Genomic DNA, 16,938 nt, shown 5'->3' with positions numbered 1-16,938 from the left:
GCGCCTTACTTGGGCATCGTCGGCTCGAAGATGCGCTTGGTGACGATCTTGCCGTCCTCGAAGGTCCACTCGCCGAAGGTGCCCGGCACGTCACCGTTCTCGTCGAAGTTGACCGAACCGGACGCCCCCTCGTAGTCGATGTCCTTGCCCGCCTTGAGCAGCTTCACCGCCTTCTCGAACTCGCCGGGACCGACCTGCTCGCCCGGCGGGTTGGCGACCTCGCGCAGATGATCGCGGATCGCCACGCCATCGGTGGAACCGGCGGCCTCGGCGGCCAGCGCCATCAGGTAGAAGGCGTCATAGGCGGTGTCCAGGTAGGGCTTGGGCGGCACCGCGCCGTAGGCCTCTTCATAGGCGGTGCTGAAATGCTGCGCCCCGGGGGAGTCGTCGCGGGCCTGCGGCACCGTACCCACCGAGCCGTTGAGGTACTCGGCGCCCAGGTTCTCGACCAGCTCCGGGGCCTTCATGCCGTCGGTGAACACGAAGTTGCGGAAGTAGCCCCCTTCCAACGCCTGACGCAGGATGGTCTGGCCGTTCTCCGGATAGCCGATCAGCACCAGCGCCTCGGGATCGCCCTTGTCGGCCTGCTGCAGCTCGCCGCGATAGGCCGGCTGGCCCTTCTCGTAGGCGACCGTCGAGGCGACCTTGCCGCCCTGCTTCTCGAATGCCGTGGTGAAGGCCTCGGCCAGCCCCTTGCCGTAGTCGTTGTTGATGTAGATGATGCTGACCGTCTTGTAGCCCTTGTCGGCGGTGATCTGCGACAGCGCCACGCCCTGGAAGGCATCCGAGGGCACGGTGCGGAACAGGAAGTCGCCATCGTCGAGCGAGGTGATCACCGGCGAGGTCGAGGCGCTGCTGATCTGCGGGATCTTGCCCGGCTTGGAGACACTCTGGGCCACCGGGATGGTCACGCCGCTCGAGAGCGCGCCCATGATGCCGCTCACCCCTTCGACGTTGACCAGCTTCTGGGCCGCGGACACCCCCGGCTGCGGCGAGGTCTGGGTATCGCCGCTGGCGATCTGGACATCCTCGCCCATCACGCCACCGGCCGCATTGATCTCCTTGGCGGCCAGCTGCGTGGCCTTGAGCGCGGGCTCGCCGTAGCTCTGCAGGTCGCCGGTCAGCGGGACCAGCACCCCGATCTTCATCGGCGCGGCCAGCGCCGACAGGCTGCTCGTCAGAGCAAGAGCGGAAACGGCGGCGACAAGCGGTTTCTTGACGGTCATGGAATATGCCTCCATTGCAGACCCTTGATTGTTGATTGTCGATCGGCAGGCGTGACCCTTCGTTGACATTCACGCGGCTCCAGCATAAGCGGGAGCCCGACAAGACACAAAGCGCGACGGGGTCGCCCTGTCAACGCTCGCCGCCGGGAGCGCGGGGCGCCGTCGCTTGTTACCATGGGATGGCGCACTGGGCGTCGCGAGCACCGGGAGAGGCCATGGGACTTCAGGAAATCGCCGTGGGTGGCATCTACTTCAGCCCGCTGCTGCTGTATGCCCTGCTGGGCTTTGTCTGCGCCGTGGTGACGCGCAACCTGCTGCATCGCTTCCTCGGCCAGCAGGTACTCTGGTACGAGGCCTGGTTCGATGCCGCGCTGTTCGTCATCCTCACCGCCGCCATCGCCTTCATGTTCTCCCTTGCCAACGGAACGGCCCCCTGATGCAAAAGCCGCTGCGCATCCTCGTCACCCTGCTGATCGTCGCCGCCGCCATCGCCGCCGGCCTGTGGCTGTGGCATTACTACCTGTACACGCCCTGGACCCGCGACGGCCGGGTACGCGCCAACATCATCACCATCGCCCCGGACGTGTCGGGCTGGGTCGATACCCTGGCCGTGCAGGACAACGCCGCCGTGAAAGAGGGCGAGGTGCTGTTCACCATCAACGACGCCCGCTACCAGGCCGCGGTCGACAAGGCGCAGGCCATGGTCGAGCAGCGCCGGGCGACGCTGGATCTCAAGCGCCACGAGCAGTCGCGCCGCCAGCGCCTCAGCCGCCAGTCGATCAGCGCCGAGAACCAGGAGATCGCCCGCATCAACACCCGGGTCGCCGAAGCCAACCTGGCCGAGGCCCGGGCCAACCTGGAAAGCGCCCGGCTGGACCTCGAGCGCACCACCGTGAAGGCCCCGGTCTCCGGGCATATCCTCAACCTGCACCTCAATGCCGGCAACTACGTCACCGCCGGCAATCCGGTGATGGCGCTGGTCGCCGACGACTCCTACTACGTGACCGGCTACTTCGAGGAGACCAAGATGCCGTTCATCCGGGTCGGCGCCCCGGCCCGGGTGACTTTGATGAGCGGCGATACCCGGCTGCGCGGCCACGTCGCCGGCATCGGGCGCGGCATCGCCAACGCCAACACCGACACCAACAGCGAGCTGCTGCCCCGCGTCCAGCCGAGTTTCAACTGGGTGCGCCTCGCCCAGCGCATCCCCGTGCGCATCGCCCTCGACACGGTACCCGAGGGGACCCTGCTGAGCGCGGGGATGACGGCGACGGTGCGCATCCTCGGCGACGAGGCGCACTGAGCCGCTCATGCCGCCGCTGCTCGAAGCCTATCTCACGCCGACGGCCAGTGCCGTCAAGTTCGCCGTCAAGGCCAGCCTGGCGATGTTCCTGGCGCTCTACCTGGCCCTGTGGTTCGATCTCGACCGCCCCTACTGGGCGCTGATCTCGGCCGCCTTCCTGCAGATCCGCCCGATGAGCGGCATGGTGGTCGAGAAGGGGCTGTGCCAGATCGGCGGGACGCTGATCGGCGCGCTGGCGGGGATCGCGATCATGGCCCTGTTCGTCCAGGCGCGAGTGCCGGCGCTGGCCTCGCTGACCGCCTGGATCATGCTCTGTGCCTACGGCAGCTCGCTGCTGCGCAACAACTTTTCCTACGGCTGCATCATGGCGGCGGTGACGGCGATGCTGATCGTGGTGATCGCCGGCAGCAATCCGGCCAGCGTCTTCGACGTGGCGGTCTCCCGGCTCTCGGAGCTGGGGCTGGGCGCGATCTGCGCGACGCTGGTCAGTGCCCTGCTGTGGCCGACCAAGATGCGCGACCATCTGGCCGAGCAGGCCAACACCGTGATCAACCAGGCCTTCGTGCAGGCCGCCCAGCGCCTCGAGGCGAGCGACGATCACGCGGCACTGCAGGCGTCGCTGACCGGCAGCCTCGGCCCGCTGACCCAGCTCGAGACCGACAGCCAGGCGGCCCGCTACGAAGGGCCCGCGGGCAAGGGGCGGGTGCGTGCCACCCACGTGCTGACCCGCCGCACGCTGCGCTTCCTCGCCACCCTGCATGCCATGCATCACCTGCTCGGGGACCGCGGCGACCGCCTCGACGACGACGTGCGTGCCCTGACCGCCGAGTGCGCCCGCGGCTTTCGCGATGCCGAAGCGGACGACGGTGTGCCGGCCGCGCGTCGCCGCCTGCAGACGCTGCGCCACCGGGCACTGGCACTCGACGAGCAGCACCGCTCGCCGCTGCAGCGACGCATCGTGCTGGGCGTGCGCGACCTGCTCGGCCACGCCATCGTCATGCTCGATGCGCGGGCCGCCATCATCACCCCGGGCGACCGGCAGCTGCGCAGCGGCCGGCTGTCCTGGCATCGCGACCACCTCGCCGCCGGCGTCAACGCGCTGCGCGCCGGGCTGGTCTTCGCCGGCCTGGCGACCTTCTGGATCCTGACCCACTGGTCGAGCGGTCAGGTGGCCATGTTGCTGGGCACCCTGTTCTCGGCCTTCTTCGCCAGCCGCGACAACCCCGTGGCCATCACGCTGATGTTCTACAAGGGCATGCTGGCGGCGATCCCCAGCGCCTTCCTGTTCGGCCACGTGCTGCTGGCCCAGGCCAGCGGCTTCCCGATGCTCGCGATGATCTTCGGTACCCCGCTGTTCCTCGGCCTGCTGGGCGCCGGCCATCCGCGCATGATGGGCTACTGCTTGGCCTTCACCATCTTCAACATCCTGCTGACCATGCCCGGCAACGGCATGGACTTTTCCTTCGACAGCTTCGCCAATCGTGCGGTGGCGGTGATCATCGGCCTGACCGTGGTGGTGATGAGCTTCCGCCTGTTGCCGGGGCTCGGCGCCACGCTGCGGCGCCGGCGGCTGGTCGGCGCCATCTCGCGGGATCTGCGGCACCTGGATCAGCGCCCGTTGAACGAGGCCGAGTCGCTGTTCAGCGGCCGCATGGCCGATCGCCTGCTGGCCCTCGCCCGCCACGACGACATGCTGCCCATCGACCAGCGCCACCTCTTCGCGCTGGGCCTCACCGGGCTGGATCTGGGCGTCAGCGGGCTGCGCCTGCGCCAGTGGCTGGACGCCACTCCCGAGCTTCGCCAACCGCGCCAGGCCTACCAGCAGGCATTGGCACAGGCCTATCGGGCCTGTGCCGCGGGTCGCTCCTGCCCGGCCCTGAGCGACGCGGCCTCGGCCCTGCTCGACGCCGCTCGCCGGTACCACGCCCTCCCCGACGAACGCCTCGCCCTGATCGAGGGCATGCTCGAACGCCTGGCGCTGTCGCTCGAGCAGCAGGCCCGGCGCATCGCCGAGGCCCGGCCCGACGCTCGATGACTGCCCTCGCTGCCTGCCTATAATGAAGGCCATTGCCGGCCACGGCGGGACCACATAGTTTCCAGGCAAATCAATAGCGAAGCATTCATAACCACAACAAATATCTGTTACCCTGCTGTCGCCTGACAACGACAATCGGCATCACACAGGGCTGACAAGGCCCGTTTTCACTTGATTCACGCAAGGAGAACACCGTGAAGCAGAGATCATTCAAGGTTATTGGGCTGACCACCACGCTGTTCACGCTGGCCACGCCGGCGCTGGCACAACAGACCAGCAACACCGACGTGCAGCGCCAGCTGCAGGAGCTGCGCGCCAGAATCCAGCAGCTCCAGAGTCAGCTCGACGAGCAGCAGAGCCAGGCTTCCGCCAATGAGTCGGAGCAAACCCGGCAGCTGGCCGAAGAGAACAGCCAGATCCTCGAGGCCATGAAGCGCACCGAGATCAACGGCCAGCTCGAGTTCGGCGCGACCTTCAACGACTGGAGCGAGCGCGACAAGGATACCGGTGGGGACCTCGACTTCGGCAAGTTCAACCTGGGCGTCGACGGCGGCTACGACCAGTACAAGTACTCGCTGCAGTACCGCTTCTACAACGGCTATCGCTTCCTGCACCACGGCTGGCTGGGCTACGAGCTGGACGGCAACGACATGCTCAAGCTCGGCCTGGTGCAGACGCCGTTCGGCAACATGGACTACGGCTATCTCGGCTGGTACGGCAACCTGCCCTATCTGGCGGGCTTCAACGACAACCAGAACGCCGGCATCAAGTGGGACCACAGTGCCGGTGCCTGGGACACCTCGCTGGCCTTCTTCAAGAGCGACCAGCTCGGCGACGACAACGAGCACTACGGCGCCAACGCCGTGGGCAACAGCGCCCAGGGCAACACGGAAGAGAACCAGCTCGCCGGCCGTGTCGCCTATACCTTCGGCCAGGGCAGCGACTACACCACCGAGGTCAACCTCTCGGCCAAGGGCGGTCAGCTCTACAACACGCGGACCGGCGACAGCGGCGACAACTGGCAGGCGGCGCTGGGCCTGAGCGGCAGCTACGGCAACTGGCTGACCCTGCTGCAGGCCACCACCTACGAGTACAACGCCGAGAACCCGGCGGAATCGGTCTCGGGCATTTCCGACAATGTCCTGCAGGTCGGCGCGTTCGGCTTCAACTACCTGATCCCGGCCAAGGGCGAGACCTATTCGGCGAGTCTGGCCTACAGCATGGACGTCAACTGGGGGCCGGTGGAGAACCTCTACTTCTACAACGACTTCAGTGTCATCGATGCCGCCAACGACTATTCGCCGATCAACGGCGGCTACGGCAACATGGACAATCCCATGCTCAACGACCTGGGGATGAAGGTGACCGCCGGGCCCTACTACGCCTGGTTCGACATCATCGCCAACAAGAACGGCCTGAACTACTTCGGCTCGCCGGTGGACGACAACTGGCACACCAGCGTCCAGACGCATTTCGGGCTGACCTTCTGACGCCCGCGTGACGTTACCGCGATAGCTCCCTTGCCCCGCTCGTTCCCGAGCGGGGCTTTTTCATGGACGCACCAGGCTCAGTAGGCACCCTCGACGTCGACGACCCGCTTGGCATTGCGTCCCAGGCCACCGTGCAGATCGAGCATGCGTTCCACCCAGCCGTAGACCGGGTCGGCATTGGAGACCAGGTCGGCGGCCGAGACGGTGCGCGCCCACATGAAGGCACCGAATACCAGGTAGTCGGCGGCGGCGGGCGCCTGGCCGTCGAGGAACTCGGCTTCCTCGAGGCGGGCACGCATCGGCTCCAGCGCCTGATCGAGCTGACTCAGCCCGCGACTCGGGGCGTGGACTTCCTCGAGCGTGCGTCCGAAGGCCTTTTCACGCGTCTCGCGGAAGTACTCACGGTCCTGCGGGGCCACGACATTGAACAGGTCCATCATCACTGTCTTGATGATGGCGGGCGCCAGGTTGCGCTCGGCGTAGAACTTGAAGAAGCGCGCCCGGGCCTCGGCGTCCGCACCGCCCAGCAGCGACGCCTCGGGATAGACCCGATCCAGGTAGCGGAAGATCTCGTAGCTGTCGACGACGGTCTCCTCGCCATCGACCAGCACCGGCACCTTGCCCTGACCGGAGAAGGCCAGCATCTCCTTGTCGGTGAAATGCCAGGGGCGCGTCTCGTACGCCAGTCCCTTGTGCGCCAGGGCGTACTTCACGCGCCAGCAGTACGGTGAAAAACGCAGCCCTTCGTCAATGCCGCAAAGGTCGTAAAGAATCCGTGTCATGGTGTCCTCGTCGCGCCGTTCCAGTGAATGCTTGGAACGCTACCATCCTGCGCCGAGACACGCCATGGTGGCGGGCGGATTCGGCCGAGGCATCATCTATTAGTCGAATAAATTGACCAATCCTGCCCACTCCGCGGTCTGCCCGGACTCCGGATTTTCTATTTAAGCTACTGATTTATTTGATATAAAGAGGTATTACCAGTGCTCGGCACTATTGGTCAAACCAATTTTCCAAGGATGGCAAAGCCGACGATTCCTGATTATCGTGCCAGACCTGCTGCTCCCGGCAGCGCGGCAAGCCTGCCGAAACCTTCGCTTCTGGTCGTGCCATGCCCAGCCTGGCGCTGGACAACAACAAGAGGGACTGTGCCTCATGAATGAATCGTTACTCGCGCTTCTGGCCTTTCTACCGCTGTTGCTGGCGGGGATACTGCTGATCGGCTTCCGGTTGCCCGCGCGGACCGCCATGCCGGTCGTCTTCGTCGTCACCGCCCTGATCGGCCTGTTCGCCTGGAACATGACGTTCACACGCGTGCTGGCGTCGACATTCCAGGGCCTGATTCTCACGGTCGCCATCCTGTGGATCATCTTCGGCGCCATCCTGCTGCTCAACACGCTCAAGCACTCCGGCGGGATCGCCGCGATTCGCAACGGCTTCTCCGGCGTGAGCCCGGACCGTCGCGTCCAGGCCATCATCGTCGCCTGGCTGTTCGGCTGCTTCATCGAAGGCGCCTCCGGCTTCGGCACCCCGGCCGCCGTCGCTGCACCGCTGATGGTGGCCCTGGGCTTCCCGGCACTGGGCGCCGTGGTCGTGGGCATGATGATCCAGTCCACGCCGGTCTCCTTCGGTGCCGTGGGCACGCCGATCGTGGTGGGCGTCACCGGCGGCCTCCACAAGTCCGGCATCAGCGAGCAACTGGCCGCCAACGGTTCCAGCTGGGATCACTACTACCACCTCATCACCTCCGAGGTCGCCATCACCCACGGCATCATCGGCCTGTTCATGCCGCTGATCCTGGTCACCATCATGGTGCGCTTCTTCGGTGCCAACCGCTCCTGGCGTGAAGGCCTGGCGATCGCGCCGTTCGCGCTGTTCGCCGGGGTCTGCTTCGTGGTGCCCTACATGCTGGCCGGCGTGCTGCTCGGGCCGGAGTTCCCGTCGATGATCGGCGCCATGGTCGGCCTGGCGATTGTCGTGCCGGCGGCGCGCAAGGGCTTCCTGCTGCCCAAGGAAACCTGGGACTTCCCGGAGGTCAGTCGCTGGCCCGAGGAATGGCACGGCGACCTCGAGATCAAGGCCAACGAGGTCACCGATCGCACGCCGATCTCGGTGTTCATGGGCTGGGTGCCCTACGTGCTGCTGGCCGTCTTCCTGGTGCTCTCGCGGACCATCGCCCCGCTCAAGGACGCCCTGACCTCGGCGAGCCTCGGCTGGAGCAACATCCTCGGCGAGACCGGCATCTCCGGCAGCCTGCAGCCGCTGTACCTGCCGGGCGGCATCCTGGTGTTCGTGGTGCTGCTGACCATCGGCCTGCACCGCATGCGCGGCAGTGAAGTCAAGGCCGCCTTCCACGAGTCCACCCGCACCCTGCTCGGCGCCGGCTTCGTGCTGCTGTTCACCATCCCGATGGTGCGCATCCTGATCAACTCCGGCGTCAACGGCTCCGACCTGGTGTCCATGCCGGTGGCCATGGCCCGCTTCGTGGCCGACAGCGTGGGCGACATCTACCCGCTGTTCGCGCCCACCGTCGGTGCCCTGGGGGCCTTCATCGCCGGTTCCAACACCGTTTCCAACCTGATGCTGTCGGACTTCCAGTTCAACGTCGCCGGCGCACTGGGCCTGTCCACCAGCATGATGGTGGCGCTGCAGGCGGTGGGTGCCGCGGCCGGCAACATGATCGCCATCCACAACGTGGTGGCGGCCTCGGCCACCGTGGGTCTGCTGGGACGCGAGGGCGTGACCCTGCGCAAGACCATCCTGCCGACCCTCTACTACGTGCTGTTCGCGGGCATCATCGGCCTGATCGCCTTCTACGGGCTGCATGTGACCGACGGCCTGCTGGGCGGCTGATCCCGCTCCCGCGCCGAACGCGCAACGCCCCGGCCAGTGGCCGGGGCGTTGTCGTTTCGGGACGGAGCGATACCGCGGTACGGCACGCCGCTCAGCGGAATCCCACGACCTCGTGCGGCACATAGGGTGCCTCGAGGCGCTCGATGTCCGCCTCGCTCAGGGTCAGATCCAGCGCGCCCAGCGCCTGATCGAGATGATGCGACTTGCTGGCGCCGATGATCGGCGCGGTGATGCCGGGCTTCTGCAGCAGCCAGGCCAGCGCCACCTGGGCGGGTGAGCCCCCCTTCTCCCGGGCGAGTGCCTGGAGGGCCTCGATCACCGGCCGGTCGCGCTCCAGCCCCAGATTCCACTGGCGCATCTGCGCATCGCTGCGGGCGCGGGTGGTCTCGCCCTCGCTGCCGACCGGCTTGCTGCCGGCCAGGATGCCGCGGGCCAGCGGGCTCCAGGGGATCACCGCCACGCCTTGGTCGAGGCACTGCGGGATCATCTCCCGCTCCTCCTCGCGATAGATCAGGTTGACCATCGGCTGCATGGTGGAGAATGGCGTCCAGCCATTCTCCCGGGCCACCCGCTGCGCCTTGGCGAACTGCCAGGCGTGCATGCTCGACGCCCCCAGGTAGAGCGCCTTGCCCGACTGCACCACCTCGTGCAGCGCCTCCATGGTCTCCTCGATGGGCGTGTCGTAGTCCCAGCGGTGAATCTGGTAGAGGTCGACGTAGTCCATGCCCAGCCGCGTCAGCGAGGCATCGATGGCATGGCGGATGTGCTTCTTCGACAGCCCGCGCTCGTTGGGGCCCTTGTTGCCGGTGGGGTTGTAGACCTTGGTGGCGACCACCACTTCCTCGCGCCGGGCGAAATCCTTGAGGGCGCGCCCCACCACCCGCTCCGACTCGCCGTCGGAGTACATGTCGGCGGTATCGAAGAAGTTGATCCCCGCATCCAGTGCCTGCTGAATGAACGGCCGGCTCTGCGTCTCGTCGAGCACCCAGTCGCGCCATTGCGGGGTACCGTAGGTCATGGTGCCCAGGCAGAGCGGCGAGACCTGGAGCCCGGTACGGCCCAGACGACGATAGTCCATGGTGACCCTCCTGTGAGTGGACAGGGCTTAACCATAGCAGGCCGGCAAAAACACCGGCGAATCCGCCCTGCGGTCGCCGGCCTCGGTCGACGCGGAGCTATCGCGGCGGGGCGCTCTCGGCCCGGCGGGCATAGCGGCGCGCCAGCAGCGCGCAGACGAACAGCTGGATCTGGTGGAACAGCATCACCGGCAGGATGATGCTGCCGATCAGCGCCGGCGGGAACAGCACGTGCGCCATGGGCACCCCGCTGGTCAGGCTCTTCTTGGAGCCGCAGAAGACGATGGTGATCTCGTCCTCCCGGGAAAAGCCCAGCCAGCGGCTGGCCAGGGTGGTGATGACCAGCACCGCCGCCAGCAGCAGCATGTCGATGGCCACCATCACCGCCAGCGCCGCGGGCGACAGCTGCCCCCACAGCCCCGCGACGCGCGCCTCGCTGAAGGCCAGGTAGACCACCATCAGGATCGCCCCGCGATCGACCAGCGCCAGCCGCGCCTTGTGGCGCACGACCCGCTCGCCGATCCAGCGCTGCAGCAGCTGCCCCGCCAGGAAGGGCGCCAGCAGCTGCAGCAGGATGGCGCCCAGCGCCTGCATCGATACCCCGCCGCCTTCGGCCGACATCAAAAGCCCTACCAGCAGCGGCGTGATGAACATGCCCAGGATGTTCGACGCCGAGGCCGAGCAGATCGCCGCCGGGATATTGCCCCCGGCGATCGAGGTGAAGGCGATCGACGACTGGATGGTGGAGGGCAGCAGGCACAGGAACATCACGCCCATGGCCAGCGAGGACGGCAGCAGCGCCGGCGTCAGCCAGGTAATGACGGCGCCCAGCAGCGGAAAGAGCAGGAAGGTGGCGGCGAAGACGGTGGCGTGCAGCCGCCAGTGGATCAGCCCCTCGAGCACGGTTCGGGGCGACAGGCGCGCGCCGTGCAGGAAGAACAGCGCGGCGATCGCCAGCTTGGTCAGCCAGGCGAAGGCGACGGCGGCCTCGCCGCGCACCGGCAGCAGCGAGGCCAGCAGCACGGCCCCCAGCAACATCAGCAGGAAGCGGTCGATCGGCAGGCGGCGAAGCAGGGACATGACGACTCCGTCGGGGCAAAGGGCGACATGATAGCCTGCCCGGCGCCCCGGCGTCGCGTCACCCGCTCACTCCCACAGGGCTATCGCAGTTAGCGCTATCGTTCGGAGTAATCTGTCCCCCCTCACCCGATCCACTTGCGACTGCCCTGCTCACTCCCAGGTCTCCAGACGCATCGCCGAGCGCACCAGCCGCTCATCCTCCGCCTCGATCTCGCGCAGGCTGTCGCCGATGCTCGCCAGATGCTCGAGCGCCGCCTCCCGCGCCCGGTCGGGGTCCTGATCGATCACCGCCCGAAACAGCCGCTCGTGCTGGCGGTTGATCTGCTCCCGCGGCGCCGGCCGATGATAGAGGTTCTTGACCGAGGCGAACACCGAACTCAGCAGCAGGTCGGTCAACCCCTGCAGGGTGTAGACCAGCACCGGGTTGTGCGACGCCTCGCAGATCGCCAGGTGGAAGCCGTGGTCGAACCGCGCCAGACGCTCCACATTGATCTCGTCGGCTCCCCGCACATAGTCGACCATCTCCTCGTAGCGCCGGGTGATGATCACCCGGTCCGCCGGCGTGCCGCGCAGCGCCGCCAGCCGTGCCGACTCGCCCTCGAGCAGCGTGCGTACCTCGAGCAGGTCGTAGAGGGTACGCGGATGATCGCGGAACAGGTGCATCAGCGGGCTGTCGTCGCGCGGCGGGATCAACCGCGCCACCACCGAACCGCGCCCCTGGCGGGTATCGATGATGCCCTTGCCGCGCAGCACCTTGAGTCCCTCGCGCAGCGAGGCCCGCGACACGCCCAGCTTGTCGCACAGGCGCCGCTCCGAGGGCAGCAGCTCGCCGGGACGGATCACCCCGTCGAGGATCAACTCCTCGATCTGGGTGGCCACCGTGTCGGCCATGCGTCGATTACCCTGATGCGTGGAATAGGCGACCATCTCAGCTCCTCCCGAACCACCGTCCGGACCTTGGGTCAGGCTCGAAAATTGGATGCCCTGGCATCGTTCGATCTCCCATTGAATAGCTGGAAACAGTTTTCATAAATTAGACCAATTACTGGTATTACCAGCATACCAAAAACTGGACAGTCGAGGCGAGAACGCGCAGATTTAGGGCCAAGACAATCGGACGGGCTCCCGTACCGGTCCCCGTGACTGCCCCGACCGGCGACTCGCCGGCGCGATGAACGGAGAGTGAGCGATGAACATTCTCTACGACGAGCAGCTCGACGGCGCGCTGACCCGCGTCGACAAGGCCGCCGTCCTGGACGACCTGCAGCAGGCGCTGCCGGACATGACCCTGCTGCACCGCGAGGAGGATCTGCACCCCTTCGAGTGCGACGGCCTGTCCGCCTACCGCGTGCTGCCGATGCTGGTGGCCATGCCCCACACCCTCGACCAGGTCGAGACCCTGATGCGCCGCTGCCATGCGCTCGGCGTACCGGTGGTGACCCGCGGCGCCGGCACCGGCCTGTCCGGCGGCGCCCTGCCGCTGGAACAGGGCGTGCTGCTGGTCATGTCGCGCTTCGCCAGCATCCTCGATATCGATCCCGACGCCCGCACCGCCCGGGTCCAGCCCGGCGTGCGCAACCTGGCGATCTCCGAGGCCGCCGCTCCCCACGGGCTCTACTACGCCCCGGACCCCTCGTCGCAGATCGCCTGTTCGATCGGCGGCAACGTCGCCGAGAACGCCGGCGGCGTGCACTGCCTGAAATACGGCCTGACCGTGCACAACGTGCTGCGCATCGAGGTGATCACCATCGAGGGCGAGCGCATGACGCTGGGCTCCGAGGCCTTCGATGCCCCGGGCTTCGACCTGCTGGCGCTGTTCACCGGCTCCGAGGGCATGCTCGGCGTGATCACCGAGATCACCGTCAAGCTGCTGCCCAAGCCGGAGAGCGCCAAGGTGCTGATGGCCAGCTTCGACGACGTCGAGAAGGCCGGCAAGGCGGTCGGCGACATCATCGCCGCCGGCATCGTCCCCGGCGGGCTGGAGATGATGGACAAGCTGGCGATCAAGGCCGCCGAGGACTTCGTCAAGGCCGGCTACCCCACCGAGGCCGAGGCGATCCTGCTCTGCGAGCTCGACGGCGTCGAGGCTGACGTCGACGACGACTGCGCCACGGTGCGCGGCGTGCTCGAGGCCGCCGGCGCCACCGACATCGCCCAGGCCCGCGACGACGCCGAACGCGCCAAGTTCTGGGCCGGGCGCAAGAACGCCTTCCCCGCGGTGGGCCGCATGTCCCCGGACTACTACTGCATGGACGGCACGATTCCGCGCCGCGAGCTGCCCCGCGTGCTGATGGGCATCGCCCGGCTCTCCGAGGAGTCCGGCCTGCCGGTGGCCAACGTCTTCCACGCCGGCGACGGCAACATGCATCCGCTGATCCTGTTCGATGCCAACAAGCCCGGCGAGCTGGAGCTGGCCGAGGACGTCGGCGGCAAGATCCTCGAGCTGTGTGTCGAGGCCGGTGGCAGCATCACCGGCGAGCACGGCGTGGGCCGCGAGAAGATCAACCAGATGTGCAGCCAGTTCCAGCCCGACGAACTGAGCGTGTTCCACGCCGTCAAGTCGGCCTTCGACGCCAGCCGACTGCTCAACCCCGGCAAGAACATCCCCACCCTGCAGCGCTGCGCCGAGTTCGGCGCCATGCACGTGCACAAGGGCGAGCTGCCGCACCCGGACCTTCCGCGTTTCTGAGGAACGATCATGACCCGTACCCATCACGAACAGGACGCGCATCCCGTTCAGGCCGAACGCGGCCAGGACATCGCCGAACAGCTGTGCGAGCAGGTCCGCCGCGCCGACGCCGACGCCACGCCGCTGCGTATCGCCGGCGGCGGCACCAAGGCCTTCTACGGCCGGCCGGTCGAGGGCGAGACGCTGTCGCTGACCGAGCATCGCGGCATCGTCCACTACGACCCGGTCGAGCTGGTGGTCTCGGTACGCGCCGGCACCCCGCTCGCCGAGCTCGAGGCCGCCCTCGATGCCGAGGGCCAGCGACTGCCCTTCGAGCCGCCGCATTTCGGCCCGGATGCCACCGTCGGCGGCAGCGTCGCCACCGGCCTCTCCGGCCCTCGCCGCCCCTGGGCGGGCGCCGCGCGCGACTTCGTGCTCGGCTGCCGGCTGATCACCCACGACGGCAAGCAGCTGCGCTTCGGCGGCGAAGTCATGAAGAACGTCGCCGGCTACGACCTCTCGCGGCTGATGGTCGGCGCCCAGGGCACCCTGGGCGTGCTGACCGAAGTCTCGTTCAAGGTCCTGCCCCGCCCCGCCGCGACGCGCAGCCTGCGCCTGGAAATGCCCGTCGAGACGGCGCTGGAACGCCTCGCCGAATGGGGCCGCCAGCCGCTGCCGCTGACCGCCGCCGCCTGGCACGACGGCGCCCTGCACCTGCGCCTGGAAGGCGGCACCAGCTCGGTGGCCGCCACCGCCGAGCGCCTGGGCGGCGACACCCTGGAAGCCGCCTTCTGGGACGACCTGCGCGAGCAGCGCCTGGCCTTCTTCGGCGATGACGACGGCCGCACCCTGTGGCGCCTCTCGCTGCCCAACAACACACCGACCCTGGCGCTGGACGGCGACGTGCTCTATGACTGGGGCGGCGCGCAGCGCTGGCTGAAGAGCGCCGCCGATGCCGAGACGATCCGCGAGACCGTCGCCCGCGCCGGCGGTCACGCCACCTGCTACACGCCGCAGGCCCAGGGCGGCGCCCGGGATCCCTTCACGCCGCTCTCGCCGGTCGTCGCCAAGTATCACCGGCAGCTCAAGGCCAAGCTGGATCCCAACGGCATCTTCAACCCCGGCCGGCTTTACGAGGGCCTCTGACATGCAGACACAGTTCACCGACGCCGATCTGGCGAAACCGCACATCCGCGAAGCCGACCGGGTCCTGCGAACCTGCGTGCACTGCGGCTTCTGCAACGCCACCTGCCCCACCTACCAGCTGCTCGGCGACGAGCGCGACGGGCCGCGCGGGCGCATCTACCTGATGAAGGAACTGCTCGAGAGCCCGGATGACGACGACCAGGTCACCCGCGAGACCCAGCTCCACCTGGACCGCTGCCTGACCTGTCGCAACTGCGAGACCACCTGCCCCTCCGGCGTCGAGTACCACAAGCTGCTCGACATCGGCCGCGCCGAGGTCGATCGCCGCGTGGGCCGCACGCCTCGGGAGCGCATCCTGCACCTTGGGCTGCGCAAAGCGCTGGTCGACCCGCAGCGCTTCAAGGCACTGCTGTCACTGGGCCAGACGTTCCGCCCGCTGGTCCCGGGAGCGCTGCGCGACAAGATGCCGGCGCGCCCGATGGATGCCGGCAAGCGTCCCGACGGCAAGCAGCACGCCCGTCAGATGCTGATTCTCGAGGGCTGCGTGCAGCCGGGCCTGTCGCCCAACACCAATGCCGCCACCGCGCGGGTGCTCGACCGTCTGGGTATCGGCCTGACACCCGCCCCCGAGGCCGGCTGCTGCGGTGCCATCGACTACCACCTCAACGCCCAGGACGCCGGACGCGCGCGCATGCGCGCCAACATCGACGCCTGGTGGCCGGCGATCGAGAACGGGGTCGAGGCGATCGTCCAGACCGCCAGCGGCTGCGGGGCCTTCGTCAAGGAATACGCCGACATGCTCGCCGACGACCCGGCCTACGCCGAGAAGGCCGAGCGGGTCAGCGCCCTGGCCCGGGATCTGTCGGAGATCCTGCGCGACGAGGATCTCGACGCCCTCGACGTCAAGGAAAGCCGGCGACTGGCCTTCCACTGCCCCTGTACCCTGCAGCACGCCCAGCGGCTCGGCGGTGCGGTCGAGGGGGTACTGACCCGGCTCGGCTTCGAGCTGACCCCGGTGCAGGACGCCCACCTGTGCTGCGGCTCCGCCGGTACCTACTCGGTCACCCAGCCGGAACTCGCCAGGCAGTTGCGCGACAACAAGCTCGACAATCTGGAAGCCGGCAACCCCGAGCTGATCGTCACCGCCAACATCGGCTGCCAGACGCACCTGGACGGCGCGGGGCGGACGTCGGTGCGGCACTGGATCGAGATTGTCGACGAGGCACTGAATCCGGCCTGAACGGGCTGCGCCTAGGCCAGGCTGTGTTAGACATCGCTCGAGCTTGCTCATTGACTACAGTCAACTCCGCCGCTCGAACGATGCCTGCCTTGCCTAGCCGTCGCTCGCCACGTTCAGCCTCGAATTCACCGAACTTGAAACAATGCGAAGGAAAAGGAGAGCAACCATGCAGAGCAAAGCCGTACTCGAACTCAAGGACGTCAACGCCATCCTCGACGCCGCCCAGAGCGAAGCCGAGGCCAACCAGTGGGCGGTGACCGTCGCCGTCGCCGATGACGGCGGCCATCTGCTGGGTCTGCGGCGCATGGACGGCGCACCGCCGTTCTCCGCCGGTGTGGCCACCGAGAAGGCGCGCAACGCCGCCATCGGCCGCAAGGAAACCCAGGCCTTCGAGGAGATGATCAACAACGGCCGCATCGCCTTCACCACCGCGCCGATGCAGGCGCTGCTGTCCGGCGGCGTGCCGGTGATCCAGGACGGCCAGGTCATCGCCAGCGTCGGCGTGTCCGGCGTCAAGCCCGACCAGGACGTGCAGGTCGCCAAGGCAGGCGTCGCCGCCCTGGCCTGAGGCCGTTCACTTCGCCACGGCGCTGATGCCCCGCCCCGGCGGTGCATCAGCGTCTATCGGACAAGGAGACCGATCATGACCGACCGCGTTACCCGCCACCGCCTGCAGGTGGCCGCCGAACTCGACCGTTTCATCACCGACGAGGCCCTGCCCGGCACCGGCGTCGACCCCGAGGCCTTCTGGGCCGGCGTCGATGCCCTGGTCCACGACCTCGCGCCCACCAACCGCGCACTGCTCGCCGAGCGCGATCGCC

Annotated in this window: 15 protein-coding genes; 10 read left to right on the top strand and 5 right to left on the bottom strand. The window is 67.6% G+C overall.

Going from position 1 to position 16,938, the window contains the following annotated elements; genetic code table 11:
- Positions 1 to 5: 5 nt before the first annotated feature.
- Positions 6 to 1,226 (bottom strand): ABC transporter substrate-binding protein, encoded by a 1,221-nt coding sequence (locus KGQ91_RS09040; protein ID WP_224420814.1) that lies wholly within the window; start codon positions 1,224 to 1,226, stop codon positions 6 to 8.
- A 215-nt stretch (positions 1,227 to 1,441) separates the two neighbouring features.
- On the opposite strand from KGQ91_RS09040, the gene KGQ91_RS09035 reads away from it, so the two are divergent.
- From KGQ91_RS09035 to KGQ91_RS09020, 4 genes are all read left to right on the top strand, one after another.
- On the top strand, positions 1,442 to 1,663 hold the full coding sequence (locus KGQ91_RS09035; RefSeq protein ID WP_224415401.1) for a DUF1656 domain-containing protein: 222 nt from the start codon (positions 1,442 to 1,444) through the stop codon (positions 1,661 to 1,663).
- Positions 1,663 to 2,529 carry an efflux RND transporter periplasmic adaptor subunit gene (locus KGQ91_RS09030; protein WP_224420813.1) on the top strand — a complete coding sequence of 289 codons (867 nt, stop codon included), beginning with the start codon at positions 1,663 to 1,665 and terminating at the stop codon, positions 2,527 to 2,529. The genes KGQ91_RS09035 and KGQ91_RS09030 overlap by 1 nt, the downstream gene beginning before the upstream one ends.
- Before the next feature lie 7 nt (positions 2,530 to 2,536).
- Complete coding sequence (locus KGQ91_RS09025; RefSeq protein WP_224420812.1) at positions 2,537 to 4,564, top strand: FUSC family protein; 2,028 nt, start codon at positions 2,537 to 2,539, stop codon at positions 4,562 to 4,564.
- A 194-nt stretch (positions 4,565 to 4,758) separates the two neighbouring features.
- Positions 4,759 to 6,054 (top strand): hypothetical protein, encoded by a 1,296-nt coding sequence (locus KGQ91_RS09020; protein WP_224415404.1) that lies wholly within the window; start codon positions 4,759 to 4,761, stop codon positions 6,052 to 6,054.
- A gap of 77 nt (positions 6,055 to 6,131) precedes the next feature.
- Here the strand turns inward: KGQ91_RS09020 and KGQ91_RS09015 are convergent, their stop codons facing one another.
- On the bottom strand, positions 6,132 to 6,836 hold the full coding sequence (locus KGQ91_RS09015) for a glutathione S-transferase N-terminal domain-containing protein (protein WP_163647634.1): 705 nt from the start codon (positions 6,834 to 6,836) through the stop codon (positions 6,132 to 6,134).
- Positions 6,837 to 7,209: 373 nt separating this feature from the next.
- Between KGQ91_RS09015 and KGQ91_RS09010 the strand changes: the two genes are divergently transcribed.
- Positions 7,210 to 8,907: an L-lactate permease gene (locus tag KGQ91_RS09010; RefSeq protein ID WP_224415405.1), complete on the top strand. Its 1,698-nt coding sequence runs from the start codon at positions 7,210 to 7,212 to the stop codon at positions 8,905 to 8,907.
- Between the two features lie 91 nt (positions 8,908 to 8,998).
- Here the strand turns inward: KGQ91_RS09010 and KGQ91_RS09005 are convergent, their stop codons facing one another.
- From KGQ91_RS09005 to glcC, 3 genes are all read right to left on the bottom strand, one after another.
- The gene (locus KGQ91_RS09005; protein WP_224415406.1) at positions 8,999 to 9,985 is read right to left on the bottom strand and encodes an aldo/keto reductase; all 987 of its coding nucleotides are present in this window, start codon (positions 9,983 to 9,985) and stop codon (positions 8,999 to 9,001) included.
- Positions 9,986 to 10,082: 97 nt separating this feature from the next.
- The gene (locus KGQ91_RS09000) at positions 10,083 to 11,063 is read right to left on the bottom strand and encodes a bile acid:sodium symporter family protein (protein WP_224415407.1); all 981 of its coding nucleotides are present in this window, start codon (positions 11,061 to 11,063) and stop codon (positions 10,083 to 10,085) included.
- Positions 11,064 to 11,213: 150 nt separating this feature from the next.
- On the bottom strand, positions 11,214 to 11,990 hold the full coding sequence (glcC, locus tag KGQ91_RS08995) for a transcriptional regulator GlcC (protein ID WP_163647637.1): 777 nt from the start codon (positions 11,988 to 11,990) through the stop codon (positions 11,214 to 11,216).
- 262 nt (positions 11,991 to 12,252) lie between these two features.
- On the opposite strand from glcC, the gene glcD reads away from it, so the two are divergent.
- The 5 genes from glcD to KGQ91_RS16830 form a co-directional block, all read left to right on the top strand.
- The gene (gene glcD, locus KGQ91_RS08990) at positions 12,253 to 13,752 is read left to right on the top strand and encodes a glycolate oxidase subunit GlcD (RefSeq protein ID WP_163647638.1); all 1,500 of its coding nucleotides are present in this window, start codon (positions 12,253 to 12,255) and stop codon (positions 13,750 to 13,752) included.
- A gap of 9 nt (positions 13,753 to 13,761) precedes the next feature.
- Positions 13,762 to 14,877 (top strand): glycolate oxidase subunit GlcE, encoded by a 1,116-nt coding sequence (glcE, locus tag KGQ91_RS08985; RefSeq protein WP_224420811.1) that lies wholly within the window; start codon positions 13,762 to 13,764, stop codon positions 14,875 to 14,877.
- 1 nt (position 14,878) lies between these two features.
- Positions 14,879 to 16,117, top strand: a complete 1,239-nt coding sequence (gene glcF, locus KGQ91_RS08980; protein WP_224420810.1) for a glycolate oxidase subunit GlcF — start codon at positions 14,879 to 14,881, stop codon at positions 16,115 to 16,117.
- A 166-nt stretch (positions 16,118 to 16,283) separates the two neighbouring features.
- Entirely contained in the window at positions 16,284 to 16,685 is a 402-nt protein-coding gene (locus tag KGQ91_RS08975) for a heme-binding protein (protein WP_224420809.1), read from the top strand.
- A gap of 75 nt (positions 16,686 to 16,760) precedes the next feature.
- A partial coding sequence (locus KGQ91_RS16830; RefSeq protein ID WP_224421369.1) for a hypothetical protein occupies positions 16,761 to 16,938 on the top strand: 178 nt, incomplete at its 3' end.

The sequence above is a fragment of the Modicisalibacter tunisiensis genome, from assembly GCF_020148005.1.
Classification (GTDB): domain Bacteria; phylum Pseudomonadota; class Gammaproteobacteria; order Pseudomonadales; family Halomonadaceae; genus Modicisalibacter; species Modicisalibacter tunisiensis.
The sequence above is the reverse complement of the archived record's forward strand: the minus strand, read 5'-3'. Positions and strand labels throughout refer to the sequence as shown.

Excerpts from the sequence above, each read along its gene's own strand:
- KGQ91_RS09040 (WP_224420814.1), bottom strand. The coding sequence starts at position 1,226 with ATGACCGTCAAGAAACCGCTTGTCGCCGCCGTTTCCGCTCTTGCTCTG.
- KGQ91_RS09035 (WP_224415401.1), top strand. The coding sequence starts at position 1,442 with ATGGGACTTCAGGAAATCGCCGTGGGTGGCATCTACTTCAGCCCGCTG.
- KGQ91_RS09030 (WP_224420813.1), top strand. The coding sequence starts at position 1,663 with ATGCAAAAGCCGCTGCGCATCCTCGTCACCCTGCTGATCGTCGCCGCC.
- KGQ91_RS09025 (WP_224420812.1), top strand. The coding sequence starts at position 2,537 with ATGCCGCCGCTGCTCGAAGCCTATCTCACGCCGACGGCCAGTGCCGTC.
- KGQ91_RS09015 (WP_163647634.1), bottom strand. The coding sequence starts at position 6,836 with ATGACACGGATTCTTTACGACCTTTGCGGCATTGACGAAGGGCTGCGT.
- KGQ91_RS09010 (WP_224415405.1), top strand. The coding sequence starts at position 7,210 with ATGAATGAATCGTTACTCGCGCTTCTGGCCTTTCTACCGCTGTTGCTG.
- KGQ91_RS09005 (WP_224415406.1), bottom strand. The coding sequence starts at position 9,985 with ATGGACTATCGTCGTCTGGGCCGTACCGGGCTCCAGGTCTCGCCGCTC.
- KGQ91_RS09000 (WP_224415407.1), bottom strand. The coding sequence starts at position 11,063 with ATGTCCCTGCTTCGCCGCCTGCCGATCGACCGCTTCCTGCTGATGTTG.
- glcC (WP_163647637.1), bottom strand. The coding sequence starts at position 11,990 with ATGGTCGCCTATTCCACGCATCAGGGTAATCGACGCATGGCCGACACG.
- glcD (WP_163647638.1), top strand. The coding sequence starts at position 12,253 with ATGAACATTCTCTACGACGAGCAGCTCGACGGCGCGCTGACCCGCGTC.
- glcE (WP_224420811.1), top strand. The coding sequence starts at position 13,762 with ATGACCCGTACCCATCACGAACAGGACGCGCATCCCGTTCAGGCCGAA.
- glcF (WP_224420810.1), top strand. The coding sequence starts at position 14,879 with ATGCAGACACAGTTCACCGACGCCGATCTGGCGAAACCGCACATCCGC.
- KGQ91_RS08975 (WP_224420809.1), top strand. The coding sequence starts at position 16,284 with ATGCAGAGCAAAGCCGTACTCGAACTCAAGGACGTCAACGCCATCCTC.